The following is a 24,639-nucleotide window of genomic DNA, read 5'->3' on the forward strand; positions in this document are numbered from 1 at the left end:
GACAGAAGCAGCGCTTTGACGCAATAAACTGCTTGTCTCTGGACAAATGGCGCAAGGGCGCTATGGCGCGCACTCCGCAATTTTGCATGGAGTGGAGTGTTTAGTCATGGGTTACAAGGTCGTCGTCGTTGGTGCCACCGGTAATGTGGGCCGCGAGATGCTGACCATTCTCGCCGAGCGCGAGTTCCCTATTGACGAGATCGCGGCGGTTGCTTCGTCCCGGTCGCAGGGCACCGAAATTGATTTCGGTGACACCGGCAAGACGCTCAAATGCAAGAATATCGAGCATTTCGACTTCACCGGCTGGGATATCGCCCTGTTCGCCGCAGGCTCCGGCCCGACGGCGGAATATGCGCCCAAGGCGGCTGCGGCTGGCTGCGTCGTGATCGACAATTCGTCGCTCTATCGCATGGACCCGGACGTTCCGCTGATCGTGCCCGAAGTGAACCCGGACGCTATCGACGGCTATACCAAGAAGAACATCATCGCCAATCCCAACTGCTCGACCGCGCAGATGGTGGTGGCGCTCAAGCCCCTGCATGACGCCGCGACGATCAAGCGCGTCGTCGTCGCCACCTACCAGTCGGTTTCCGGCGCGGGCAAGGCGGGCATGGACGAGCTGTTCGAACAGTCGCGCAACATCTTCGTCGGCGATCCGGCCGAGCCGAAGAAGTTCACCAAGCAGATCGCCTTCAACGTGATCCCGCACATCGACGTCTTCCTGGACGATGGTTCGACCAAGGAAGAATGGAAGATGGTCGCGGAAACCAAGAAGATCCTCGATCCCAAGGTGAAGGTCACGGCGACCTGCGTGCGCGTTCCCGTGTTCGTTGGGCACTCCGAAGCGCTGAACGTCGAGTTCGAGAAGGAAATCTCGGCCAAGGAAGCGCAGGACATCCTGCGTGAAGCGCCGGGCGTGATGCTCGTCGACAAGCGTGAGGATGGCGGTTATGTCACCCCCGTCGAGTGCGTGGGCGACTATGCGACCTTCATCAGCCGCGTGCGTGAGGATTCGACCATCGAGAACGGTCTGAACCTCTGGTGCGTCAGCGACAACCTCCGGAAGGGCGCTGCCCTCAACGCGGTGCAAATCGCGGAACTGCTGGGCCGCCGCCACCTGAAGAAGGGCTGAGGCCTTCCCCATGATCTCCGGCGCTGTGGCTGTCTGGACAGCCGTTCCGAAAGCGCAGCGCCGGATGATCCTGCTGCTGATTGCGGCCATTGGCGCCGCCAATATCGATCAGCCCTATCCCGAACTTGCGCCGCTCCAGCATGGACCGACCGTCCTCTTGGCCATCGCCGCACCCTGGCTGCTGCGCCGATGGCCTTTGTCGAACGGATCGGCGGGCTGCGTCCTGCTTTTCCTGCTGCTGCATACGCTGGGCGGGCGCTACATCTATTCCTATGTGCCCTATGATGTCTGGGCGCGGGCGATCAGCGGGCATGATATTTCCGGCACTTTCGGCCTTGCGCGCAACGGTTATGACCGGCTGGTGCATTTCGCCTTCGGTGCGCTGCTGACAGCCCCTTTTGCTGAAATGGCACGACGCTATGGCGGCATGCGAATGGGATGGAGCCTGACCTTCGCCTTTACTGCGGTCGGCTTTGTGGGTGCGTTGTACGAGATTTTCGAATGGCTGCTCACCGTTATGGCGGCGGGCCAGACGGCCGACTGGTATAATGGCCAGCAGGGCGACATGTGGGACCCGCAAAAGGACATGGCAGCAGCGCAGATCGGAAGCACGCTCGCCCTGATCTGGCTTGCGGCCACTCGACAATGGCGCACGGAAGCCATATCGGCGGGTGGCAATCATCCCGAGGAGTAGTCCCATGCCGGCCCCCGTGCCTGACCTGCCGATCGAAAAGCTGGAGATCAAGGGGCTGGGCGGCCTGCCGATCGCGGTGCATGTGGCGGGCGAAGGCCGAGATATCGTCCTCATCCACGGCTATTTTTCCAACGCCTGGACCAATTGGGTTCGCTACGGCCATGCCGCCAGGCTGGTGGATGCGGGCTTTCGGGTCATCATGCCGGACCTGCGCGGCCATGGCGAAAGCGGCAAGCCGCATGACGTCGCCGCCTATCCCCCTGACGCGTTGACGGAGGACAATCTGGCGCTGGTCGACCAGCTTGGCCTGACGGACTATGACCTTGGCGGCTATTCGCTGGGTGCGCGGACGACGACGCGGATGCTCGCGCGGGGAGCCTCTCCCCGCAAGGTGATCCTGGCCGGAATGGGGCTGCGGGGTCTCGTCCAAACGCTCGACAATGGCGGCTATTACAGGAATGTGCTGACCAATCTTGGCACCTTCGAGCGCGGCACGTCAGAATGGATGACCGAAGCCTTCCTCAAGACCACCAAGGGCGATCCGGTGGCGATGCTGCACATCCTCAACACCTTCGTCGATACGCCGAAAGAGATCATTGCCGGGTTCATGCAGCCGACCGAGGTGATCTGCGGCGCCGACGACCGGGACAATGGCGTGGCGCAGGAACTGGCCGATGTGCTGCCCAATGGCCGCTACGTCGAGGTTCCGGGCAACCATATGAACGCCGTTACCCGAAAGGAGCTGGGGCAGGCGATGGTGGATTTCCTCACCGCCTGACCTGCGGGAACATGGCCATGTTTACCGGAATGGCGGTTCGTTGAAAGCGCGCAGTTTGCGGCTGTGGAGCTTCGGCCCCTCCTGCCGCAACAATTCACAGGTCATCAGGCCCACGCGCAAATGGCCTGCAATGGCTTCCTCATAGAAGCGGTTGGCCTGTCCCGGCAGTTTCAGCTCGCCATGGATCGGCTTGTCCGAGACGCAGAGCAGCGTTCCATAGGGCACGCGGAAACGATAGCCCTGCGCCGCGATGGTGGCCGATTCCATGTCGATCCCGACCGCGCGGGACAGGCTGAAGCGTAGCGCCGAACTGGAATAGCGCAGCTCCCAATTGCGATCGTCGGTGGTGACGACCGTGCCGGTGCGCAACCGCCGCTTGAAATCCTCCCGATCATTGCCGCCCAGCACTGCCTCCGCCGCCCTGGCGAGCGCGACCTGAACCTCGGCAATGGCCGGAACCGGAATTTCCGGGGGCAACATTTCGTCCAGCACATGATCATCGCGCAGATAGGCATGAGCCAGCACATAGTCGCCGATCCGCTGGCTGGGCCGCAGGCCACCGCAATGGCCGATCATCAGCCATGCTTCGGGACGCACCACCGCCAGATGGTCGCAGATCGTCTTGGCATTGGACGGACCGACGCCGATATTGACCAGGGTGATGCCGCTGCGATCCGGCGCGATCAGGTGGTAGGCGGGCATTTGATGCTTGCGCCACGCGCTGTCCGCGATCATCCGCGCGGGGTCGGCGGTTTCGGGCGTCACATAGACACTCCCGGCGCCGGAAAGCGCGGTATAGCGCGTCCCTTCCCGCTGCAATTCGGCGCAGGCCCAGCTCACAAATTCATCGACATAGCGGTGATAGTTGGTGAACAGGATATAGCGCTGCACATGGTCGGCGGGGGTTCCGGTATAATGTTTGAGCCGGGCGAGCGAGAAATCGGTGCGCAGCCCGTCGAACAAAGCGAGCGGCCTTTCGCCCTCCGCGTCCGGCATGAACAGCCCGTCCGCGATTTCGTCCCCGATCTCCGCCAGCTCGGTCGCCGGAAAATAGCGGGCCAGTTCGGTCGGCGGCGTCCCGTCCAGGGCGCTGATGTCCAATCCATCCAGCACATAGGGGAAGGGGATCTGCTGGTCGCTGATCGCCGTTTCGACCTCCACCCCATAGTCGCGGACCAGAAGATCGATCTGCTCGGCCAGATATTCCGCGAACATGGCGGGCCGTGTGACCGTGGTCACATATTGTCCCGGCTTGGACAGGCGCGCGAAGGACCTACCCGGCGGCGGTGCGTCGGTTTCGGCATGATGCGTGATCCGCAACTCGGGATAGCAGAAGCGACGATCCGTCGCGGCCTCCGCCGGCGGCACGCTGCCGTCGCGGGCATAGGCACGCATGGCCTCACGCAGATTTTCGATGGAATTCCGATAGATTTCGTCGAGCTGCGCGACGATGGCGTTGCCGATGCTTCTTGTCATCGACACTTGGTAACGCACTTATATGGCGGAAGAAAGATGCGCGCCCGAAACGGCGGGCGCGCACTCCATAATTCAGATCTGTTCCAGCAGATATTCGGCCGATGACACCTTGAAATCGCCTGGTGCTTCGACATTGAGTTCGGTCACGACGCCGTCCTTGACGATCATCGAAAAACGCTGGCCGCGCGTCCCCATGCCGAAACCGCTGCCATCCATGGTGAGGCCGACCGCCTTGGCGAAATCGGCATTGCCGTCGGCCAGCATCGTCACCTTGCCGTCGGCATTGGCGGACTTACCCCAGGCGCCCATGACGAAGGCGTCGTTGACGGCGGTGCATGCGATTTCATCGACGCCCTTGCCCTTGATATCCTCCGCCTTGTCGACAAAACCCGGCAGATGGCGCGCCGAGCAGGTGGGCGTGAACGCGCCCGGCACGGAGAAAAGCGCGACGGTGCGACCCGCGAAATAATCGTCCGAAGCGACCTTTTCGGGGCCGTTGTCGGTCATCTTGACGAAAGTGGTGCTGGGGATGCGATCGCCCTTCGAAATGGTCATCTTGTGTCTCCTGGCCCTTTTTGGACGGGCGGCACGTTGGTTCCGAGCCGTCTTCTGTCAAGGGGCAGATGAACGAATGTGGCGTGTCGCCTCGTCCAAGCGACAACCCGGCATTGGCAAAGACATGAAGGGGCGTATAGTCGGGGGATGACCACAGCGCGCTCCTATGCCGGCCAGTTTCTCCTCGCCCTGCCGGGCATGGAGGATATGCGTTTCAATCATTCTGTCATCGCCATGTGCGTCCATGACGAAAATGGCGCCCTGGGGATCGCCGTCAGCGACGAGATTGACGGCGTCACCCTGCACGACCTGCTCGAAAGTTTCGAGATCGAACCACGCGACGTCCCGGACATGCCGGTACTGCGCGGCGGGCCGGTCGAACCCCGGCGCGGCTTCGTGCTGCATTCGCTCGACTGGACAGGGCATGACATGGTCACGGTGGGGGATGGCTGGGGCCTTTCCGGCTCGCTGGAAATCCTCAAGGCCATTGCGGAGGGCAGTGGACCGAGTCGCTATCTGGTCGCATTGGGCTATGCCGGATGGGGGGCAGGCCAACTCGATGAGGAGATGAGCGGGGAAAGCTGGTTTCCGACGGGTTGCACCGCCGAACTGCTGTTCGAGGTTCCCGCGACGCGCAAATGGTCGGCGGCCTATGCCTCTGCCGGAGTCGATGCTTCTCATCTGGTCAGCGGCGCGGGGTCGGCCTGACATTTATCCATCGCGCCGGTCTTGGAAGGTGGCCTTGTGAAAGGCTTGTTTCCCTAACGTAACTGAACGCTTCACGGTAAAACCCGGCTAACCTTTATCGTAGAGGTTCCGGCAACCGGACGAGCGCACCCTGTTCCGTGGGCAATTGGACGGGGGTTCAAACCATGAGGAAACTGATCGCAGCGGCGCTTGCCGCGACGATGCCGCTTGCGCCGGCGACGGCCGCGACCTGCTGGAAGCAGACCGCGGTGGAAGCGGCACAGATCCGCGACTTCGAAATGATGTTGATGGTGTCGGCTTTGCGATGCCGGGGGACGGGGAATAATTTTCTGGCGGGCTATAACCGCCTCATCCGCGAAAAGCGGGATGCTCTGACGCAGGTGAATGATGAACTGCGCGAGCATTTCCGCTCTGCGGCGGGGCCGGTCGGCGGGCTGAATGCCTATGACAATTATGTGACCGGCCTTGCGAACATTTATGGCGCGGGCGCCGATGGATTGGCCTGTCGCGATCTGCAGTCGATCACCGATGCGGCCAATGCCTTGCCGCCGACCCGATCGGCTCTGCTGGAACTCTCCGATGCCGCCGGGATCCGCCCGCATCTGTCCGGAGCACGCTGTGATGTGGTCATGGCAATTGCTGGGAAAGCACAAAAATCGGAGGATAATGAGCCTGTGCGGGTCGCATCGCGAGGACTGACGAAGTGAGATATAAAGAAAACTTTATATGAGTTGCCTTAAACGGCGGCGATTGGTAAAGCCCAGCCCATCGCCGCCGTTTCGCATGTTTGCGATCGGCCCAGCACATTCTTGACCAATGGAGACACGCTCGTGGCCACCGCACCCGCCACCCAGGCGCAGGATTATGTGATCCGCGACATCGCACTTGCCGCTTTCGGCCGCAAGGAAATCGAGATCGCCGAAACCGAAATGCCCGGCCTGATGGCCCTGCGCGCCGAATTCGGCGCTGCCCAGCCGCTGAAGGGCGCGCGCATCACCGGCTCGCTGCACATGACGATCCAGACCGCCGTTCTGATCGAAACGCTGGCTGACCTCGGCGCCGAAATCCGCTGGGCCTCGTGCAACATCTTCTCGACGCAGGACCATGCCGCCGCCGCCATCGCACAGCGCGGCATCCCCGTCTTCGCCGTCAAGGGCGAGACGCTGGAAGAATATTGGGACTATGTCATCCGCATCTTCGATTGGGGTGACACGACCTGCAACATGATCCTGGACGATGGCGGCGACGCCACCATGTTCGCGCTGTGGGGCGCCCGCGTCGAGGCCGGGGAAGAGCTGTTCACGCCCGGCAACGAGGAAGAGGAAATCTTCGTCGCCACGCTGAAGCGCTTCCTGGCGGAGCGTCCGGGCTATCTCACCAAGACCGTCGCCGCGATCAAGGGCGTGTCGGAAGAGACCACCACCGGCGTCCATCGCCTCTATGAGCTGGCGAAGAAGGGCAAGCTTCCCTTCCCGGCGATCAACGTCAACGACAGCGTCACCAAGTCGAAGTTCGACAATCTTTATGGCTGCAAGGAATCGCTGGTCGACGCCATCCGTCGCGCCACCGACGTCATGCTGGCCGGCAAGGTCGCTTGCGTCGCCGGTTTCGGTGACGTCGGCAAGGGTTCGGCCGCGTCGCTCCGCAATGGCGGCGCCCGCGTGCTGGTGACCGAAGTCGACCCGATCTGCGCGCTTCAGGCGGCGATGGAAGGCTATGAAGTCGTGACGATGGAAGAAGCGGCGACCCGCGCCGACATCTTCGTCACCGCGACCGGCAACGAAGCCGTCATCACCGTCGATCACATGCGCGCCATGAAGAACATGGCGATCGTCTGCAACATCGGTCACTTCGACAGCGAGATCGAGATTGCCGGCCTCAACAACATGCAGTGGACCGAGATCAAGCCGCAGGTGGACGAAGTTCAGTTCCCCGATGGCAAGAAGATCATCGTGCTGGCCAAGGGTCGTCTGGTGAATCTGGGCTGCGCCACCGGCCACCCGAGCTTCGTCATGTCCTCCTCCTTCACCAATCAGGTGCTGGCGCAGATTGAACTTTGGACCAAGTCGGAAACCTATAAGAACGACGTCTATGTGCTGCCCAAACATCTGGACGAGAAGGTCGCCGCGCTTCATCTCGAAAAGCTGGGCGTGAAGCTGTCGAAGCTGACGCCGAAGCAGGCCGCCTATATCGGCGTGTCGGCGGAAGGCCCGTTCAAGCCGGACCACTACCGCTACTAAGATCAGGGAAAGGGAGGCGCAAAGCCTCCCTTTTTCGTTAGGGCAGGGCCTTGTCCTGTCGCATGACCTGCAATTCTTTGCATCTCAGCGCTTCACGCTGCATCCGACTTGGGTTAGTCCCCTGATCGAACATGAACGGGGGCAAACATTTCGCGATGAGGGTGAAGTAGGACGCAATGACGTCGTTGACCCCATTGGCCGCCGTAATCCTGGGCGTCGTTCTGGCCGGCTGGCTAGGCGCGGCGATCTGGGCGCTGTCGAGCGGCCAACGCCGTCGTCGCGAAGGGATGCAGGCGCAAGGCAAGCTCGATCGGCTGTCCGTCCTGCTGGCCTCCGCCCCCGCTGCGCCGATCGTCGTCCATCCCGATGGACGGCTGGAAGCAGCCGACCGTCTCGCCAAATGGCTGGGCAAGGAACGGGTGCCGACTTTCCTGTCCGAACTGACCGCGCCTGATGGCGGGCTGGAGCCGGACGATGCCGCTGCCCTTGCCCAGGAAATCGCCGCCGCCCAGCGTGCGGGACGCAGCTTTGCGCTGCCGGTGCGCGGGGTCGATTCGTCCCGGCTCCTGCTGGTTCGCGGTGCGCCTGCCGGGCCGGTGCTGGCGGAAAGCGGCGGCGTGGTGCTGTGGATATTCGACGCGACGGACAGCCAATCCGAAATTCAGGCGCTGAAAGGCAAGGTCGAGCAGCTCCGCGACGCGCTGGAAGCGCTGGCGGGGCTGGTGGAGGCTGCTCCCTTCCCGATGTGGCACCGCACGGCCGACATGCGGTTGAGTCTGGTCAATACGGCCTATGTCCGCGCCGTGGACGGGGACAGCGCCCGAGAGATCATCGCCAACGGCACCGAACTGGTCGAGACGGTGGCGGGTCTCAGCCCGCAGGCGGCGGCGGCGCAGGCGCTGGAGGAAGGCCGCTCCATCGAGCGCATGGTCCCTGCCACCATCGACGGCGAACGGCGCACCATGCGCGTGGTCGACGTACCGCTGGGAGCGGCAGGCGTGGCTGGCTTTGCCATGGACCAGAACGAGCTGGAACAGTCGCGGGTCGAACATCGTCGGCTGGAGACGGCGCAGCGCGATCTGCTGGACCGGCTGTCGGCGGGCGTCGCGCGCTTCGGCTCCGATCGCGCCCTGCGCTTCTGGAACCAGCCCTTCATGAGCCTGTTCGGGCTGGATCAGGAGCGCCTGACCGACAATCCGCCGTTCGAACGCGTCCTCGATCAGATGCGCGAGGCGCGGCGCCTGCCCGAAAATCGTGACTTCCCGGCCTGGCGCACTGAGCGGCGCGACTGGTTCCTCTCGCCCGATCCCAAGGAAGAAAATTGGCTGCTGGCCGATGGCACGCATTTGCGCGTCTATGCCCAGCCGCTGCCCGATGGCGGCCTGCTGCTGATCTTCGAGGATCGGACCGAGCAGGTGCAGCTTTCCAGCGCGCGCGACACACTGCTCCGCGTCCGTACCGCGACCTTCGACAATCTGTTCGAGTCGATCGGCGTCTTTTCGTCCGATGGCCGCCTTTCGCTCTGGAACAGCCGTTTCCGCTCGATCTGGGACGTACCGGAAGATTTGCTCGCCAAGCATCCGCGCATCGACGAACTGATGCGCGCCGTCCAGTCGCGCCTCGCCAAGCCGCAGCAGGCCAATCTCGTGCGGGAACTGGTGCGCGCCGCCACGGTGGAGCGCAAGCAGCGCGTCGGCCATGTCGGCTTTGCGGACGGGCGCATCTTCGAATTCGCCGCCATTCCCTTGCCGGACGGCAATGCGCTGTTCACCATGCTGGATGTGACCGACAGCCGCCGGGTCGAGCAAGTCCTCCGCGACCGCAACGACGCGCTGGAACAGGCGGACAAGGTCAAGACCGCCTTCGTCACCAATATGAGCTATGAACTGCGCACGCCGCTCACCACCATTGCCGGTTTCGCCGAGATGATGAGCGCCGGCTATGCCGGGGATCTGAGCCAGTCGGCCAAGGAATATGTCGACGGCATCCTGCAAAGCACCAGCCGCCTGTCGATGCTGATCGACAATGTGCTCGATCTGACGCAAAGCGAGGCAGGAATGCTGCCGGTCGAAAAGGCGCCGGTGGATCTGGCCGCCGAGGCGCGCGATGCTGCGGCGCGGATCAAGGGCGACGCCTCGGCCAAGGGGATAGACCTTGCCCTGTCGCTTCAAAGCTCGCTGGGCACGGTGCAGGGTGACAAGCGCAGGATCGGTCAGGTCCTCGACCATCTGCTGGAAAATGCCGTGCGCTATTGCAGTCGGGGCGGCCGGGTATTGCTGCACGGCGACGGCGGAGCGGATAGCGCCCGGCTGGTCGTTTCGGACAATGGTCCGGGCATCAATGCCAAACGGCAGGCCACGATCTTCGACGCGTCTTCCCGCACGGAACAGGCACGCAACGGCAGCAAGGCGGGCATCGGCCTGCCGCTCGCCAAGCAATTGGCGGAAGCGCATGGCGGCACGCTGCAACTCGTGTCCGAGCCGGGGCAGGGCACCATGGTCGTGATCGAACTGCCCCGTGGTTGAGACGGAAATCATCCTCGCCGGAGAGGCGGCCATGCTGGCCTTCGGACATAAGCTGGCCGGGCTGGTGCGCATCGGCGACGTCATCGCGCTGGAAGGCGGGCTGGGCGCAGGCAAGACCACGCTTGCGCGAGGCATTTTGGAAGGGCTGGGGCTGGAGGAGGAGGCGCCGAGCCCCAGTTTCGCCATCGTCCAGCCCTATGACATTCCCGAAGTCCGGTTGCCTGTCGCCCATGTCGACCTCTACCGGCTTGACGGACCGGACGAGGCGGAAGAACTGGCGCTTGGCGACTATCTGATGGACAGTCTGCTGATCATCGAATGGCCCGACCGGCTGGGTGAAGGGGTTTGGCCCGATGCCCTGCGGTTCCACATCGGCATTGAACCCGATGGCGCTCGACGCTTGACAGCGCGCGTGCCGGGCGCTTGGACGGAGCGATGGTCACAGATATGATCCCGCCCGCCGCCGCTCCCGCCTTTCTCGCGCAGGCGGGGTGGGAACATGCGGCCATCGTGCCGCTGGCCGGCGATGCGTCCTTCCGTCGTTATTTCCGGGTGATCGACGGTTCCCGCCGCGCCGTGCTGATGGATGCGCCGCCGCCGCATGAGGACCCGCGCCCCTTCATCGCCATCGCCGAATATCTGACGGGGAACGGCTTTGCCGCGCCGCTGATATTGGCGCGCGATCTGGAACAGGGGCTGGTGCTGATCGAGGATTTCGGCGACCTCCGGGTGAAAGAGCATATCGACGATCTCCCCGCCGCCGAACTGGAGATATATGGCCGTGCCGTCGACCTGCTGGCCGAACTGCATCGCCTGCCTGCTGCCGATGTACCTCCCTATGATCGCGCGGTTTACCAGCGGGAGGCGGGCCTGCTGACCGAGTGGTATTGTCCGGCCCTTGGCCTCGCCGTGGATGAGGAGGCCTATGTCCACGCCTGGGATGCAGTTCTACCGATCGTCGAACAATCGGCCAGTCCGGTCGTCACCGTGCTGCGCGACTATCATGCGGAAAATATCATGCTGATCGACCGGGCCGCGTCGCACGGTCTGGGCCTGCTCGACTTTCAGGACGCGCTGGCCGGGCATCCCGCCTATGATCTGGTGTCGCTGCTTCAGGACGCGCGGCGCGACGTGCCGCCCGCCGTGGAGGCGGCGATGCTGGACCATTATCGCGCCATCGCCCATCCGCCCGCCGATTTCGATGCGGCCTATGCGGTGCTGGGCGCGCAGAGAAACGCGAAGATCATCGGCATCTTCACGCGCCTGTGGAAGCGTGACGGCAAACCCCGTTATCTGTCCTATCTTCCGCGCATGTGGGATTTGCTGGAGCGCGATCTCGCCCACCCGGCACTCGCGCCCGTGGCGGCGTGGTTCGCGGCCAATATCCCCGCCGACAAGCGTCATCAGGCTCTTGAGGAATTTGCACCTGCATGATCGACACCGCGATGCTGATGGCCGCCGGACTGGGCAAGCGCATGCGTCCGCTTACCGCGACCCGTCCCAAGCCGCTGGTCAAGGTGGCGGGCAAGCCGCTGATGGATCATGCGCTGGACCGGCTGGCGGCGGGCGGCATCCGGAAGGTGGTCGTCAATGTCCACTATCTGGCCGACACGGTCGAGGCGCATCTGGCCGCGCATAATAACGGCATGACGGTTGCCATCTCCAATGAACGCAGGAAGCTGCTGGAAACCGGCGGCGGGTTGATGCATGCGAAAGAGCAATTGGGCGATGCACCCTTTTTTTGCGCCAATAGCGACAATCTGTGGATTGACGGGCCACAGGAAACGCTGGGGATGATGCGCAGGATCTGGGACCCGGCGCGCATGGATGCGCTGTTGCTGCTGGTTCCGCTCTCCCGTGCCACTTGTCACAAAGGTCCGGGCGATTTCCATATGGATGCGAACGGCCGACTGACACGGCGGAAAGCCGCCCATGTCGCGCCCTTCGTCTTTACGGGAGTGCAGATCATGTCACCGGGCCTTCTGGTCGATCCGCCTTCGGATGTCTTTTCCACCAATGTCTTCTGGAATCGGGCGATAGAATCCGGGCGCCTCTACGGTGTGTCGCATCAGGGCCTCTGGTTCGATGTCGGCACGCCGCAGGCAATCCCCGTCGTGGAGTCGATGCTGGCCCATGGGTGATCGCACCCGGCCCGCTCTGTTCAACATCCCCGCGCACCGCGCCTTTTCCGATGCGTTGGTAGCGGGAATTCTTGCCCAGCATGGCGCCGATCCGATGCGGCTGGCGCAGGGCATGATCCTGCTGCCCAGCAACCGTGCCGTCCGCGCCGTCAGTGATGCCTTCGTCCGTAAATCGGGTGGCGGATTGCTGCTCCCGCGACTGGTGACGCTGGGCGACCCGGACCTGGGCGAGCAGATTGGCGGCGCGCTCGATCCGCTGGGGGAGGGGGACGCGATACCGCCCGCCATCACGTCCATGCGCCGCCAGATGATCCTGGCCCGCATGGTGCAGCAGGCATCCACCCATCCCGTCGACGCGGGGCAGGCGCTGAAACTCGGTCAAGCCCTCGGCGCGGTGCTCGACCAGATGCAGGTTGAGCGTGTGCCCGTCACGGCGCTGGCCGATCTTGGCCTGTCGGACGAACTGTCACAGCATTGGCAGACATCGCTCACCCTGTTTTCCATTTTGCTGGCGCGCTGGCCGGACGAACTGGCGCGACTGGGGTGCATCGATCTGGCCGACCGCCGCAACCGGCTGCTGGATCGCATGGCGGCGCGCTGGGCGAAGGAGCCGCCAGGCGGTTTCGTGGTCGCGGCGGGTATTTCCACCACCGCGCCCGCCATCGCCGCACTGCTGCGTCGGATCGGAATGATGCCGAACGGCATGGTGGTCTTCGCTGGTCTCGATCAGGAGATGGACGGCGAAAGCTGGGACGCCATCGGCCCCTTCGTTCCCGATCCGATTACGGGCCGCGCCCCTGCGGGTCATGAAACCCATCCACAATATGCGCTGAAGCGCCTGCTCGACCGGATGAGCGCGACACGCGACGACGTGGCGCTCTGGCGCTGGGGCAGTGAGCATGATGCCCGGGCGGTGCGCGGGCGGAACATCTCCAACGCCATGCTGCCGCCACGCCTCACCAGCCGCTGGCGCGACCTCAAGACGGCGGATCGCTCGCTGGCGGGCGTCGAGGCGCTGGAAGTCGCGACGCCGGGCGAGGAGGCGCAAGCCATTGCGATCGCCTTGCGCGAAGCGGTGGAGACGGAAGGCCGCACCGCCGCGCTTGTCACGCCGGACCGGCAATTGGCGACGCGGGTGTCCGCGCATCTGCGACGCTGGGGCGTGGAGGCCGATGATTCCGCCGGTCAGCCCCTGTCCCGCCTGCCGCCCGGTACGCTGTTGATCGCCATGGCCGAAGCGTTGGCCGAACGGTTCGCCCCGATCGCGCTGCTCACCTTGCTCAAGCATCCGCTGGTGATGCGCGGCGAAGGACGCGTCGCCTGGCTGGAGGGGGTACGCGGGCTTGACCTGTTGCTGCGCGGTCCCCGGCCGCAGGCGGGCATTTACGGCATCGACCTGCTGCTTCAGGAACGGGACGGCGAGGACCGGCAGCGTGTCCTGCGCGCCCAAACGCGGCTATGGTGGCCGGAAGCCCGTGCCCTGTTGGAACCGCTGGAGCAGGCATTTCTCGCCGCGCCCGATCTCGCCGCGCAACTTGCGGCCATTCGCGAACATGCCGGCTGTTTTTCGCAGGATGCTATCTGGGCAGGACATCAGGGTCACGCCGCCGCGGATCTCTTCGCGGAGATGGAGTTGGCCGCCAGTGAAGGCCCGCGTCAGGCGGATATCCGCTCGCTTCCGACACTGCTCGATCATCTGCTGAGCGGCCTGTCGGTTCGCCCGCCTCAGGGCGGTCATCCACGCGTCAGCATCCTCGGCCTTATCGAAGCCCGGCTGGTTCAGACCGATCTTATGATCCTGGGCGGGCTCAATGAAGGCACCTGGCCGGGCCTGCCCACGCCCGATCCCTGGCTGGCGCCGCGCATTCGCCGGGAACTGGGACTGCCGGGCCTGGAAAGCCGCATCGGCCTTGCCGCGCATGATTTCGCAAGCGCGCTCGGCGCTCCCCATGTCCTCATCACGCGCGCCCGGCGTGGGGCTGGCGGCCCGGCGGTCGCATCGCGCTTCTGGCTGCGGCTGAAGGCGATGGCCGGTGCGCAGTGGAAAAGCGCCGATCGCTATGCGGCGCTGGCGCAGGCGCTGGACCATCCGGCGGAACACAAACCCGCTCGCCGTCCCGCGCCGGTCCCGCCTCTCTCGGTCCGGCCGAAGCTCATTCCCGTTACCGACGTCGACCGTCTGAAGGCCGATCCCTATGCCTTCTATGCCAAGCGCATCCTGCGCCTCGCGCGGCTGGACCCGGTGGATGCCGATGCCGGTCCCGCCTGGCGCGGCACGGCGGTGCATGAAATCCTTCAGCAATGGGCGGAGGCGGGCGAGGGCGACCTTGCCGATCTGGAAGCCCGCGCCCGGGCGATGTTCGACCGGCCCGATGTCCACCCCCTGCTGAAAGCGTTCTGGCAACCGCGCCTGATCGAAGCGATCCGCTGGATCGCCGCCGAAGTGGCGAGCGATCTTGCCGCGGGGCGCAAAATCCTCTCCGTCGAGATCGAGGGCCGGGCCGATATTGCGGGCGTCACGCTCACCGGCAAGGCCGACCGCCTCGACCTTCTCCCGGACGGGAAGCTCGGCATTGTCGACTACAAGACCGGCAAGCCGCCCAGCGCCCGGCAGGTCAGGGCGGGCTATGCGCTGCAATTGGGCCTGCTGGGCCTGATCGCGGAACATGGCGGCTTCCCTGGCACCGATGCCGCGCCGGTGGCGGGCGATTTCGAATATTGGTCGCTCGCCAAGAAGGGGGACGCTTTCGGCTATCGCGAAAGCCCGGTCGATCCGATGGGCAAGCGCGACAAGATCATCACCGCCGACTTCACATCCCATGTCCATGCGCAATTCGACGAGATCGCCGCCACTTATCTCAACGGCTCGGCGCCCTTCGATGCGCAGGTGAACCCCGAAGTCGCAAATTATGGTGATTATGACCAGTTGATGCGGCTGGAGGAATGGTATGGCCGCGACGATGGCTAAAAAGGCCAAAGCCCTGCAACCGCTGGCGGGTGCGCAGGCGCAGGCGGCGGCGCCCGATGCCCATGTGTGGCTGTCGGCCTCGGCGGGGACGGGGAAGACCCATGTGCTGACCGCCCGGGTGTTCCGCCTGCTGCTTCAGGGGGTGAGGCCCGAAAATATCCTCTGCCTCACCTTCACCAAGGCGGGCGCGGCGGAAATGGCCGACCGTATTCACGACCGGCTCGCCGCCTGGGTGCAGATGGAGGAGGGCGACCTCTTCCACGATCTGGAGGCCTTGGGCGAGGAGTCCGGTCCCGAAGCCCGCGACAGGGCGCGCCGCCTCTTTGCCGAAGTGCTGGAATCGACGGGCGGCGGCCTGCGCATCCAGACGATCCACGGCTTTTGCCAGCAATTGCTGACCGCCTTCCCGCTGGAGGCTGACCTGCCGCCCGGCTTCCGTCCGCTCGACCAGCGGGAGCAGGCGACGCTGGCGCGCCAGACGCTGGCCGATGTCGTGATCGTGGCGCAGGAACAGGGCGACGATGCGCTGATCGAGGCGCTGCAGGCGCTCAGCCTGCGCATGGGTGAGGGGGGTGCGGAAAACTTCCTGCTCCGCTGCGCGGCCCGGCTGGATGCGCTCAAGGAACTGCCCGAGGATATCGCGCCCTGGCTGCTGCGCGAACTCGACCTGCCCGAAGGCGATATCGATGCGCATATTGCCGAACAATGCGCGGACGACCTGTTCGACATGCGGACGCTGGGCTGGATCGCACAGGCCAATGCGGATTGGGGGACGGGACGGGCATTGGAACGCTGCGACCGGATTGCGCGCTGGCGGAACCTCGATCCAGCGGCGCGGGCGGTTACGCTCCCCGATCTGCATGGCGTCTGGGCCAAGTCCGACGGCGAACTCATTTCAACCGCCAAGGGATGGGCGCCGCCGGTCGACGGCTATGGCGACGCCATTGCGCGGATGCATGAGCGTTGCGCGGCATTGCTGGGCCTGAAGCTGCGGGCGGATTATGCCGCTCTGCTTGCCAGGGCGCTGCATGCCGGGCGGGCCTATGCGCGCGCCTATGCCGAGGCGAAGCAACTGGCGGGTGCGGTCGATTTCGACGACCTGATCGCGAATACGGCGCAACTGCTGTCGCAGCCCGGCATTGCCGACTGGATTCGCTTCAAGCTCGACCAGCGCATCGACCATATATTGGTGGATGAAGCGCAGGACACCAATGTCAGCCAGTGGCAGATCGTCGGCGCGCTCGCCGCCGAATTTTTCGCGGGCGAAGGGGCAAAGGGCGACAAGGTCCGCACCATCTTCACCGTGGGCGATTTCAAGCAGGCGATCTTCGGTTTTCAGGGCACCAGCCCCGAAGCATTCCGCGCTGCGCAGATCATCTTCCAGCGTCATGCCGAGGATGCGCAACACCCCTTCCACGACCTTTCGCTTCAGCACAGCTTCCGCTCGACCCCCGCCGTTCTGGATGTGGTCGACCGCACCATATCGACCCTGCGCGCCGAGCGGCTGGGCCTCGATCCGGGTGAGGTCAGGCATATCAGCGCCAACCGTTTCCCTGGCGAAGTGCTGCTCTGGAAGCCGATCATCGCTGGCTTGTCCGATGATGCAGATGGGGAGGAGGATTGGGCCGCCGATCAGGAGCGCGTGCTGGCGCAGAATATCGCGCGGCAGATCAGGCAATGGATCGATGACGGGCTGATGCTGGAAAGCCGGGGACGGCCGGTAACGGCGGGCGACATCATGATCCTGGTCCGCCGCCGTAGCGAGTTGGCGCGGCTGATCGTTGCGCGGCTTTATGAGGAAAAGGTGGCGGTGGCGGGCATCGACCGGCTTCGCCTGAACGCGCCGCTGGCGGTGCGCGACCTGCTGGCGGCGCTGCGTTTCGCGGTGCAGCCGGAGGATGACCTGAACCTTGCCGCGCTGCTGGTTTCGCCGCTGATCGGCTGGACGCAGGATCAGTTGATGGATCGCCTGATCGGACGGCGGATCGGCCTGTGGCAGCATCTGACCCGGACTTTGGAGGACCCGCTGCTGGCGCCCCTGCGCGGCTTGCTGGGGCAGGCGGATTTCACGACACCCTATCGCTATCTGGAAGCCATATTGTCCGGGCCGATGGATGGCCGCCGCCGCCTGATCGAGCGGCTGGGGTCCGAGGCGGCCGACCCCATCGAGGAACTGCTGAACGCGGCGCTGGCCTTCGAAAGCGACGATCATCCCTCGCTGCAACGCTTCATCGACTGGTTCGACCGGGGTGAAGTGGAGATTGTGCGCGATGCTGCAACGCAGGGCGATTCGCTTCGTTTGCTGACCGTGCATGGTGCGAAGGGCTTGCAGGCGCCCATCGTCATTCTGGCGGATGCCTGTCTTGACCCTGATGCGGGCAATCGCGCGGATTCGCTGGAATGGAACGGCCTGCCGATCATCGCGCCGCGCAAGGCGGAAAGGCAGGGACCGATTGGAGAGGTGGCCGAAGCCGCCAGCGCCATCGAACGGGCGGAACATTGGCGGTTGCTGTATGTGGCCCTGACCCGCGCTGAGGAAAGGCTGGTGGTCGCCGGTTCGCTCGGTCCCCGTACCAAGGGTGAGGTGAAGCCGGAAAGCTGGTATGCTGCGGTTGAGGGCGCACTGATTTCGCTGGATGCGGAATGGGAGGCCGATCCGCTCTGGGGCGCGCGGCGCAGTTGGCGGGGAAGCGAAATTCTCCCTTCGAAAGACCCCGACCCGGTCATTGCCGAAGACCGGCCCGTTGACGTCGAACCTCACTGGCTGCGCCAGCCCGCGCCGGCCGAAGCGCGGCCGCCCCGCCCGCTCGCGCCCTCCGCTGCGGTGGAGGATGATGTGCCTTATCCGCCTCCGACCCCAGCCATGCGCGACGCTGCCGAACGTGGACGCTGGTTGCATCGGCTGTTCGAACGGCTGGCGGACGTGCCGCCAGACAGTCGCCGCATCCGGGCTGATAGCTGGCTCGCACAGCAGGGGCTGGGCGACCCGGCGCGGCGGCATGACGTCATCGAACAGGCGCTGCGCGTGATCGAAGATTCGCAATTCGCCGCGCTTTTCGGCGCCGATTCCCTGGCCGAAGCCCCCATTGCCGCCGTGGTAGGGGAGGCGGTGATCGCGGGGACGGTCGATCGGTTGCGCATCAGCGATGATCTGGTTCAACTGGTCGACTTCAAGACCGGGCGCATCTCCCCCCTGACGGTAGAAGAAGTTCCGCTCGCCCATATCCGGCAGATGGCGGCCTATGCGGCGGCCTTGCAGGTGATCTTTCCCGATCGCCGGATCGAGGCGTCCCTGCTCTACACCGCCGCGCCGCGTCTTATTCCGTTGCGGCCGGAGCTGCTGGCCCGCCACAAGCCCGGCTTTTCCGATGCACAGGAGAATTTGCCGCTTCCGACCGTTGAGACGGATGCACAGCCGTCCTAAATATCCGCCAACTGAAGGAGATACCCCAAATGGCTACCAAGGCAGTCACTGACCTGAGCTTCCAGCAGGATGTCATCAATGCGGACAAGCCTGTCCTCGTTGATTTCTGGGCGGAATGGTGCGGCCCCTGCAAGATGATCGGCCCCGCTCTGGAAGAGATTTCGGAGGAGCTGGCTGACAAGGTCACCATCGCGAAGATCAACATCGACGAAAATCCCGATGCACCCGGCAAATATGGCGTGCGCGGCATCCCGACGATGATCCTCTTCAAAAATGGCGAAGCCGCCGCAACCAAGGTCGGCGCAGCACCCAAGAGCGCGCTCAAGGGCTGGATCGAAAGCGTCCTCTAAACTTTTGAAAAGGCCGGCTTATGTGAGCGGGATCATCACCGTTTCGACATAGGCCGGCCTTTCGCGCAGCCTGTCATACCAGGCGCGCGCATGGGGCACGTCGGGCCGTTCCATCTCCAGCGTGAAGAAGGTGTGGGCGTAAGCGCCCATCGGCACGTCCGCGACTCCGAAACTTTCGCCCGATAGCCAGGCTTGTCCCGCCAGCGCATGGTCGAGGATCAGCATGGCCTCACCCGATTGCCGGGCAGATTTCGCCAGCGCCGCGGCATCCCGTTCCTCCGGCTTCCTGCGGATCAGGTTCAGGAAGGCGCCGCGCTGGGCATCGGCAAAGCTGAATTGCCAATCCATCCACTTGTCCCCCTGCGCCCGCGCTGCCGGATCAGCGGGCCACATTGTCCTGGGCGCATAGCGCGCCGCCAGATAGCGCAGGATCGCGTTGGATTCCCACAGCACGACATCGCCATCCTCGATCGTCGGGATCAGCCGGTTGGGGTTCATCGCCACATAGGCATCGCTCATGCCGAACTGCCCGCCGACATCATGGCGAACATAGGGCAGGCCGATCTCACTGGCGAACCAGGCGACCTTCTTCACATTATGCGAGTTGAGGCGTCCCCAGATCGTCAGCATGTCCGTCCTTTCGTTCAGCGGAACAGCCGGTCCGCCGCCAAATCCCACAGCCGGGGAGACGAAGCCCCCAGCAATCCGCGCCGCGTGTCACCCACGACATAGGGCGAACCGTCGAGCCGCTGGCACCGCCCGCCTGCTTCATTCAGGAACAGCGTGCCCGCCGCATGATCCCAGGGCAAGGTGCGCGAAAAGACCGAAATGTCGTTCTGGCCCAGCACCAGACGGGGATATTGCTCGGCGGCGCAGCGTGGAATATCCACCAGCCGGAAAATGGCATCCGAACGACGCTTGATATCGGCGCGCTCTTCCTCGGTCATGAAATAGACGGCGAGCGCCGCGACGGGCAAATCCTCTCCGCTTTCGCGAGCATAGACCTGCCCACCGTCGATATGGCTGCCTGCGCCCAATATGGCATGGCATAACCGCCCGGACAGCGGGTCCAATATCCATCCGGCGAGGATCGTCCCCGCATCGGCCAGCGCGACCATGATGCCGAAAGGCGGCTTTCCCGCGGCGAAATTGCCTGTCCCGTCAATCGGGTCGATGATCCAGTTCAACCCTTCGCCCGCCCGCTCCAATATCGCTGGATCGGCGGCGCAGGCTTCTTCACCGATGATGCCGGCTTCCGGCAATATGGCGGACAATCCTTCGGCCAGCCGAATCTCGCTTTCCTTGTCCGCGATGGTCACAAGGTCATCAGCCGCCGATTTCTCGCTGACCTCATGGCTGGCGAGATTCTGGTAGCGCGGCATGACGATATCCCGCGCCACTTCGCGCATCAGCGAGACGACGGGTTCATGCAATTCTATCGGCATCAGCTCCGATAATCCGCGTTGATCGAGATATAACCGTGCGTCAGGTCGCAGGTCCAGACGGTCGCCCGGCCATTGCCCAGTCCCAGATCGACGCCGATCAGGATATCCTGTCCCTTGAGATGGGCCGCCACCGGCGCTTCATCATAGCCTTCGAGCGCAAGACCGCCCGAAGCCACCTGAGTCGCGCCGAAACGGATGGACAGCTTGTCGCGGTCCGCCGGTTCGCCTGCCTTGCCGACCGCCATCACGACCCGGCCCCAATTGGCGTCCTCGCCCGCGATTGCGGTCTTGACCAGCGGCGAATTGGCGATGGACAGGGCGATGCGATGCGCGCTGCCGTCGCTTTCGGCGCCTTCTACGGTGATCTCGATGAACTTCGACGCGCCTTCGCCGTCGCGGACCACCAGATGCGCAAGCTGGCGGCAGATATCGCCAAGCGCCGCCGCAAAGGCATCCGCCCCGGCATCGTCCATCGAGGTCAGTACATCATTGCCCGCCTTGCCGGTGGCGAAGGCCAGCACCGTATCGCTGGTCGAGGTATCGCTGTCGACCGTGATGCAGGAGAAGCTCTGCCTGTTGGCGGCGGACAGCATCTGCTGCAACAGCTTGGGATCGATTGCCGCATCGGTGAAGATATAGCCGAGCATCGTCGCCATGTCGGGCGCGATCATCCCCGAACCCTTGATGATGCCGACCAGTTCGACCCGCGTGCCGCCGATCATGGCGGAGGCATGGGCGCCCTTTGCATAGGTGTCGGTCGTGCCGATGGTGGTCGCCGCATCCTCCCAGCCGCACGGTTCGGCGGCGAAGGCGGCGTCCAGTCCCGCCTCCGCCTTGTCCACCGGCAGCGGAACCCCGATCACGCCGGTCGAGGAAACGAAAATGTCCGAAGGTTTGCAATCCAGATGATTGGCGACCTTCGCGGCAATCGCCTCCACCGCGGCGCGACCCCGATGGCCGGTAAAGGCATTGGCATTGCCCGCATTCACCACCAGCGCCCGCGCCGAGCCAAGGGGAATAGCGTCCCGGCACCATTCGACCTCGGGGGAGGGACATTTGCTCTGTGTCGTGACGCCAGCGACCGCCGTTCCCTCTGCCAGTTCGACATAGGTCAGATCGCACCGATCCCAGTTCTTGTAACGCGCTCGCGCCACGCGTGCGGTCACGCCGGCAACGGGCGGAAGGGCAGGGAAAGCGGCGGGGGCAAGGGGCGAGCACTGTGTCATGCCCGTCGCTTAGCGCAATATGCCCGCCCGTCAACGGCGAGATGATTCGGGCGCGCGCGCGAGCCCCAGGGGAAAAGTCGCGCCACGCAACTTTCCGGTGCAATATCCGCTTCAGCAAGTCCGTCTGTTGGCGTGGCGATCATTGCCGCTCTGATTGACTAACGCCTGTGCGCCCCCTAAATCGCCGCGCATGTCTGTGCGCGTTCCCTCAATGGGGCACGCGACCCCCTTTTGTCAGGAACTTGCATGTTCGGCGCACTCGCCAAGTCCATTTTCGGCTCCTCCAACGACCGCTATGTGAAGTCGCTGGGCAAGACCGTCGAACGCATCGCCTCTTTCGAATCCACCATTTCCGTGATGAACGACGAGGAACTGACGGCGCAGACCGTGCGATTCCGTGAGCGGCTGGCGCAGGGCGAGACTCTGGACGACCTGCTGCCCGAAGCGTTCGCCACCGTGCGTGAGGCCGCGAAGCGCACCCTTGGTCAGCGCCATTATGATGTGCAGATGGTCGGCGGCATCGTTCTCCATCGCGGCGAGATCGCCGAAATGCGCACAGGTGAGGGCAAAACGCTGGTGGCGACGCTGGCGACCTATCTGAACGCGCTGGAAGGGAAGGGCGTTCACGTCGTCACCGTGAACGACTATCTCGCCAGCCGCGACTGCGAATGGATGGGGCAGGTCTATCGTTTCCTGGGCCTGACCACCGGCGTCATCGTGCCGAACCTGTCGGAAGACCAGCGTCGTGAGGCGTATAATGCCGACATCACCTATGCGACGAACAACGAACTCGGTTTCGACTATCTGCGCGATAATATGAAATATGACCGCGCATCGATGGTGCAGCGGCCCTTCAACTTCGCCATCGTCGACGAGGTGGACTCGATCCTGATCGACGAAGCGCGCACGCCGCTCATCATCTCCGGTCCGACCGACGACAAGTCGGAACTCTATGTCGCCGTCGATGCCATCGTGAAGCGGCTGGACGAGTCCGATTATGAGAAGGACGAAAAGCAGCGCACCGTCACCCTGACCGAGGACGGGACGGAGAAGATCGAGCGCATGCTGGAAGAGGCCGGGCTGCTTCAGGGCGCCAACCTCTACGATTTCGAGAACACCGCCGTCGTCCACCACGTCAATCAGGCGCTGCGCGCAAATGCCATGTTCCGCCGCGACATCGATTACATCGTCAAGGACGGCAAGGTCATCATCATCGACGAGTTCACCGGCCGCATGATGGACGGCCGCCGCTGGTCGGACGGCCTTCATCAGGCGGTGGAAGCCAAGGAAGCGGTGAATATCGAGCCGGAAAACCAGACGCTCGCCTCCATCACCTTCCAGAATTATTTCCGCATGTACCCCAAGCTGGGCGGCATGACCGGCACGGCAGCGACCGAAGCGACCGAATTTTACGAAATCTACAAGATGAACGTCGTCACCATCCCGACCAACCGGCCGGTGCAGCGTGTCGATGAGGAAGACAGCTTCTACAAGAATCTGGAAGACAAGTTCCGCGGCATCGCCAAGACGATCAAAATCCATGCCGACAAGGGGCAGCCGGTCCTTGTCGGTACGGTTTCGATCGAAAAGTCGGAAATGCTGTCCGAATTCCTCAATCAGGAAGGCGTCAAGCACGCCGTCCTGAACGCCCGCTTCCATGAAAGCGAAGCGCATATCGTCGCACAGGCAGGCCGGAAGGGCGCCGTCACCATCGCCACCAACATGGCCGGTCGCGGCACCGATATCAAATTGGGCGGCAACCTGGAGATGCGCGTCGAGGACGAGCTGCGCGACATGCCGGAAGGGCCGGAGCGCGAAGCCGCGATCGCCCGCATCGACGCCGAGATCGAGGCCGAAAAGGCCGAAGTGCTCGCCGCCGGTGGCCTGTTCGTGCTCGCCACGGAACGCCATGAAAGCCGCCGCATCGACAACCAGTTGCGCGGCCGCTCGGGCCGTCAGGGCGATCCGGGCCTTTCGCGCTTCTACCTCAGCCTTGACGACGACCTGATGCGCATCTTCGGCCCGGACACCATGTTCGCCAAGATGATCCGCTCCAATCTGGAGGATGGCGAGGCTCTGCCGCCATCCAAGTGGCTCAGCAAGGCCATCGAGACCGCGCAGAAGAAGGTCGAGGCGCGCAACTACGATATCCGCAAGCAGGTCGTCGAATATGACGACGTGATGAACGACCAGCGCAAGGTCATCTATGAACAGCGCAGCGACATCATGGACGCGGAAACGGTCGATGATGTCGTCGTCGACATGCGCCATGAGACGGTCAATGATCTGGTCGGCGCCTCCTGCCCTCCGGGCACCTATCCCGAACAGTGGAACATGGAGCGCCTGAAGGCCCGTACCGCCGAGGTCCTGAATCTGGAGCCGGATTTCGACGCCTGGCTGGCCGAGGACCATGTCGATCCGGAAATGATCGAGGAACGGCTGACCGCTCTGGCAGACGAAGCCGTGGCCGAGAAGGTCAAGGAACTCGACCCCGAAAACTGGCACATGATCGAGAAGAGCATCCTGCTTCAGAGCCTCGATCATCACTGGAAGGAGCATCTGTCGACCCTCGACGCGCTTCGCCAGGTCGTTCACCTGCGCGCCTATGCGCAGAAGACGCCGATCAACGAATATAAGCAGGAAGCCTTTGCCCTGTTCGAACGCATGCTCGGCAATATCCGCGAGGATGTGACCGGATCGATCGCGCGCGTTCAGTTCCGGATGGAAGAGCCGCTGCCTGAATTCGACCTGCCGGTGCTGCCCGACTTCATCACCACCCATATCGACCCGTTTTCGGGCGAGGATAACAGTGCGGATATCGACGGCGCGCGGCTTGGCATCACCACCACCATTCCTCGCCCGCCAGTCGGCAACGCACAGCCGGGCGAGTTCGCCAATCTGGACATCAGCCGCAACGCCCCATGCCCTTGCGGATCAGGCCAGAAATACAAGCATTGCCACGGCGCGCTCAGCTGAG

19 protein-coding genes are annotated in these 24,639 nt (G+C 63.8%); 14 read left to right on the forward strand and 5 right to left on the reverse strand.

Annotation, left to right across the window (positions count from 1 at the left end):
* Positions 1 to 106: 106 nt before the first annotated feature.
* From HUK73_RS06165 to HUK73_RS06175, 3 genes are read left to right on the forward strand one after another with little or no spacing between them, the layout of a single operon-like run.
* Positions 107 to 1,132, forward strand: coding sequence for an aspartate-semialdehyde dehydrogenase (locus HUK73_RS06165; protein WP_176591110.1), 1,026 nt, complete (start codon positions 107 to 109; stop codon positions 1,130 to 1,132).
* Between the two features lie 10 nt (positions 1,133 to 1,142).
* Positions 1,143 to 1,826 (forward strand): DUF2238 domain-containing protein, encoded by a 684-nt coding sequence (locus tag HUK73_RS06170; protein ID WP_176591111.1) that lies wholly within the window; start codon positions 1,143 to 1,145, stop codon positions 1,824 to 1,826.
* 16 nt (positions 1,827 to 1,842) lie between these two features.
* The gene (locus HUK73_RS06175; RefSeq protein ID WP_176592842.1) at positions 1,843 to 2,604 is read left to right on the forward strand and encodes an alpha/beta fold hydrolase; all 762 of its coding nucleotides are present in this window, start codon (positions 1,843 to 1,845) and stop codon (positions 2,602 to 2,604) included.
* A 21-nt stretch (positions 2,605 to 2,625) separates the two neighbouring features.
* Here HUK73_RS06175 and HUK73_RS06180 read toward each other — a convergent pair whose 3' ends face one another.
* Together HUK73_RS06180 and HUK73_RS06185 are read right to left on the reverse strand one after the other, a co-directional pair.
* On the reverse strand, positions 2,626 to 4,080 hold the full coding sequence (locus HUK73_RS06180) for an AMP nucleosidase (RefSeq protein WP_176592843.1): 1,455 nt from the start codon (positions 4,078 to 4,080) through the stop codon (positions 2,626 to 2,628).
* Between the two features lie 72 nt (positions 4,081 to 4,152).
* Positions 4,153 to 4,635: a peroxiredoxin gene (locus HUK73_RS06185; RefSeq protein ID WP_176591112.1), complete on the reverse strand. Its 483-nt coding sequence runs from the start codon at positions 4,633 to 4,635 to the stop codon at positions 4,153 to 4,155.
* Positions 4,636 to 4,782: 147 nt separating this feature from the next.
* On the opposite strand from HUK73_RS06185, the gene HUK73_RS06190 reads away from it, so the two are divergent.
* The 10 genes from HUK73_RS06190 (at position 4,783) to trxA (ending at position 18,991) form a co-directional block, all read left to right on the forward strand.
* On the forward strand, positions 4,783 to 5,343 hold the full coding sequence (locus HUK73_RS06190) for a YqgE/AlgH family protein (RefSeq protein ID WP_176591113.1): 561 nt from the start codon (positions 4,783 to 4,785) through the stop codon (positions 5,341 to 5,343).
* Positions 5,344 to 5,507: 164 nt separating this feature from the next.
* Complete coding sequence (locus HUK73_RS06195) at positions 5,508 to 6,050, forward strand: hypothetical protein (RefSeq protein WP_176591114.1); 543 nt, start codon at positions 5,508 to 5,510, stop codon at positions 6,048 to 6,050.
* Between the two features lie 123 nt (positions 6,051 to 6,173).
* Positions 6,174 to 7,583, forward strand: a complete 1,410-nt coding sequence (ahcY, locus tag HUK73_RS06200; protein ID WP_176591115.1) for an adenosylhomocysteinase — start codon at positions 6,174 to 6,176, stop codon at positions 7,581 to 7,583.
* Positions 7,584 to 7,759: 176 nt separating this feature from the next.
* Positions 7,760 to 10,108 (forward strand): PAS domain-containing sensor histidine kinase, encoded by a 2,349-nt coding sequence (locus HUK73_RS06205; protein ID WP_176591116.1) that lies wholly within the window; start codon positions 7,760 to 7,762, stop codon positions 10,106 to 10,108.
* Positions 10,101 to 10,559 (forward strand): tRNA (adenosine(37)-N6)-threonylcarbamoyltransferase complex ATPase subunit type 1 TsaE, encoded by a 459-nt coding sequence (tsaE, locus tag HUK73_RS06210; RefSeq protein WP_176591117.1) that lies wholly within the window; start codon positions 10,101 to 10,103, stop codon positions 10,557 to 10,559. Before HUK73_RS06205 ends, tsaE begins: the two co-directional genes overlap by 8 nt.
* A complete protein-coding gene (locus HUK73_RS06215; RefSeq protein WP_176592844.1) occupies positions 10,556 to 11,542 on the forward strand; it encodes an aminoglycoside phosphotransferase family protein in 987 nt (328 codons plus the stop codon). Before tsaE ends, HUK73_RS06215 begins: the two co-directional genes overlap by 4 nt.
* A complete protein-coding gene (locus HUK73_RS06220) occupies positions 11,539 to 12,249 on the forward strand; it encodes a nucleotidyltransferase family protein (RefSeq protein ID WP_176591118.1) in 711 nt (236 codons plus the stop codon). The genes HUK73_RS06215 and HUK73_RS06220 overlap by 4 nt, the downstream gene beginning before the upstream one ends.
* Positions 12,242 to 15,217, forward strand: a complete 2,976-nt coding sequence (gene addB, locus HUK73_RS06225; RefSeq protein WP_176591119.1) for a double-strand break repair protein AddB — start codon at positions 12,242 to 12,244, stop codon at positions 15,215 to 15,217. Before HUK73_RS06220 ends, addB begins: the two co-directional genes overlap by 8 nt.
* Positions 15,198 to 18,641: a double-strand break repair helicase AddA gene (gene addA, locus HUK73_RS06230; RefSeq protein ID WP_176591120.1), complete on the forward strand. Its 3,444-nt coding sequence runs from the start codon at positions 15,198 to 15,200 to the stop codon at positions 18,639 to 18,641. The genes addB and addA overlap by 20 nt, the downstream gene beginning before the upstream one ends.
* A gap of 29 nt (positions 18,642 to 18,670) precedes the next feature.
* Positions 18,671 to 18,991, forward strand: a complete 321-nt coding sequence (trxA, locus tag HUK73_RS06235) for a thioredoxin TrxA (RefSeq protein WP_176591121.1) — start codon at positions 18,671 to 18,673, stop codon at positions 18,989 to 18,991.
* A gap of 18 nt (positions 18,992 to 19,009) precedes the next feature.
* On the opposite strand, the gene HUK73_RS06240 is transcribed toward trxA, so the two are convergent.
* Genes HUK73_RS06240 through argJ form a run of 3 tightly spaced genes read right to left on the reverse strand, consistent with a single transcriptional unit; the run spans position 19,010 to position 21,662 of the window.
* The gene (locus HUK73_RS06240; RefSeq protein ID WP_176591122.1) at positions 19,010 to 19,621 is read right to left on the reverse strand and encodes a glutathione S-transferase family protein; all 612 of its coding nucleotides are present in this window, start codon (positions 19,619 to 19,621) and stop codon (positions 19,010 to 19,012) included.
* A gap of 14 nt (positions 19,622 to 19,635) precedes the next feature.
* Positions 19,636 to 20,436: an inositol monophosphatase family protein gene (locus HUK73_RS06245; protein WP_176591123.1), complete on the reverse strand. Its 801-nt coding sequence runs from the start codon at positions 20,434 to 20,436 to the stop codon at positions 19,636 to 19,638.
* Positions 20,436 to 21,662 (reverse strand): bifunctional glutamate N-acetyltransferase/amino-acid acetyltransferase ArgJ, encoded by a 1,227-nt coding sequence (argJ, locus tag HUK73_RS06250; RefSeq protein WP_176591124.1) that lies wholly within the window; start codon positions 21,660 to 21,662, stop codon positions 20,436 to 20,438. Before argJ ends, HUK73_RS06245 begins: the two co-directional genes overlap by 1 nt.
* A 246-nt stretch (positions 21,663 to 21,908) precedes the next feature.
* Between argJ and secA the strand changes: the two genes are divergently transcribed.
* Entirely contained in the window at positions 21,909 to 24,638 is a 2,730-nt protein-coding gene (gene secA / locus HUK73_RS06255) for a preprotein translocase subunit SecA (RefSeq protein WP_176591125.1), read from the forward strand.
* Position 24,639: the final 1 nt, after the last annotated feature.

The sequence above is a fragment of the Sphingobium sp. EM0848 genome (assembly GCF_013375555.1).
In the GTDB taxonomy this organism is placed as follows: Bacteria; Pseudomonadota; Alphaproteobacteria; order Sphingomonadales; family Sphingomonadaceae; genus Sphingobium.

Coding starts and splice junctions, on each gene's coding strand:
- HUK73_RS06165 (WP_176591110.1), top strand. CDS start 107: ATGGGTTACAAGGTCGTCGTCGTTGGTGCCACCGGTAATGTGGGCCGC.
- HUK73_RS06170 (WP_176591111.1), top strand. CDS start 1,143: ATGATCTCCGGCGCTGTGGCTGTCTGGACAGCCGTTCCGAAAGCGCAG.
- HUK73_RS06180 (WP_176592843.1), bottom strand. CDS start 4,080: ATGACAAGAAGCATCGGCAACGCCATCGTCGCGCAGCTCGACGAAATC.
- HUK73_RS06185 (WP_176591112.1), bottom strand. CDS start 4,635: ATGACCATTTCGAAGGGCGATCGCATCCCCAGCACCACTTTCGTCAAG.
- HUK73_RS06190 (WP_176591113.1), top strand. CDS start 4,783: ATGACCACAGCGCGCTCCTATGCCGGCCAGTTTCTCCTCGCCCTGCCG.
- HUK73_RS06195 (WP_176591114.1), top strand. CDS start 5,508: ATGAGGAAACTGATCGCAGCGGCGCTTGCCGCGACGATGCCGCTTGCG.
- HUK73_RS06205 (WP_176591116.1), top strand. CDS start 7,760: ATGACGTCGTTGACCCCATTGGCCGCCGTAATCCTGGGCGTCGTTCTG.
- HUK73_RS06215 (WP_176592844.1), top strand. CDS start 10,556: ATGATCCCGCCCGCCGCCGCTCCCGCCTTTCTCGCGCAGGCGGGGTGG.
- HUK73_RS06220 (WP_176591118.1), top strand. CDS start 11,539: ATGATCGACACCGCGATGCTGATGGCCGCCGGACTGGGCAAGCGCATG.
- addB (WP_176591119.1), top strand. CDS start 12,242: ATGGGTGATCGCACCCGGCCCGCTCTGTTCAACATCCCCGCGCACCGC.
- addA (WP_176591120.1), top strand. CDS start 15,198: ATGGCCGCGACGATGGCTAAAAAGGCCAAAGCCCTGCAACCGCTGGCG.
- trxA (WP_176591121.1), top strand. CDS start 18,671: ATGGCTACCAAGGCAGTCACTGACCTGAGCTTCCAGCAGGATGTCATC.
- HUK73_RS06240 (WP_176591122.1), bottom strand. CDS start 19,621: ATGCTGACGATCTGGGGACGCCTCAACTCGCATAATGTGAAGAAGGTC.
- HUK73_RS06245 (WP_176591123.1), bottom strand. CDS start 20,436: ATGCCGATAGAATTGCATGAACCCGTCGTCTCGCTGATGCGCGAAGTG.
- argJ (WP_176591124.1), bottom strand. CDS start 21,662: ATGACACAGTGCTCGCCCCTTGCCCCCGCCGCTTTCCCTGCCCTTCCG.
- secA (WP_176591125.1), top strand. CDS start 21,909: ATGTTCGGCGCACTCGCCAAGTCCATTTTCGGCTCCTCCAACGACCGC.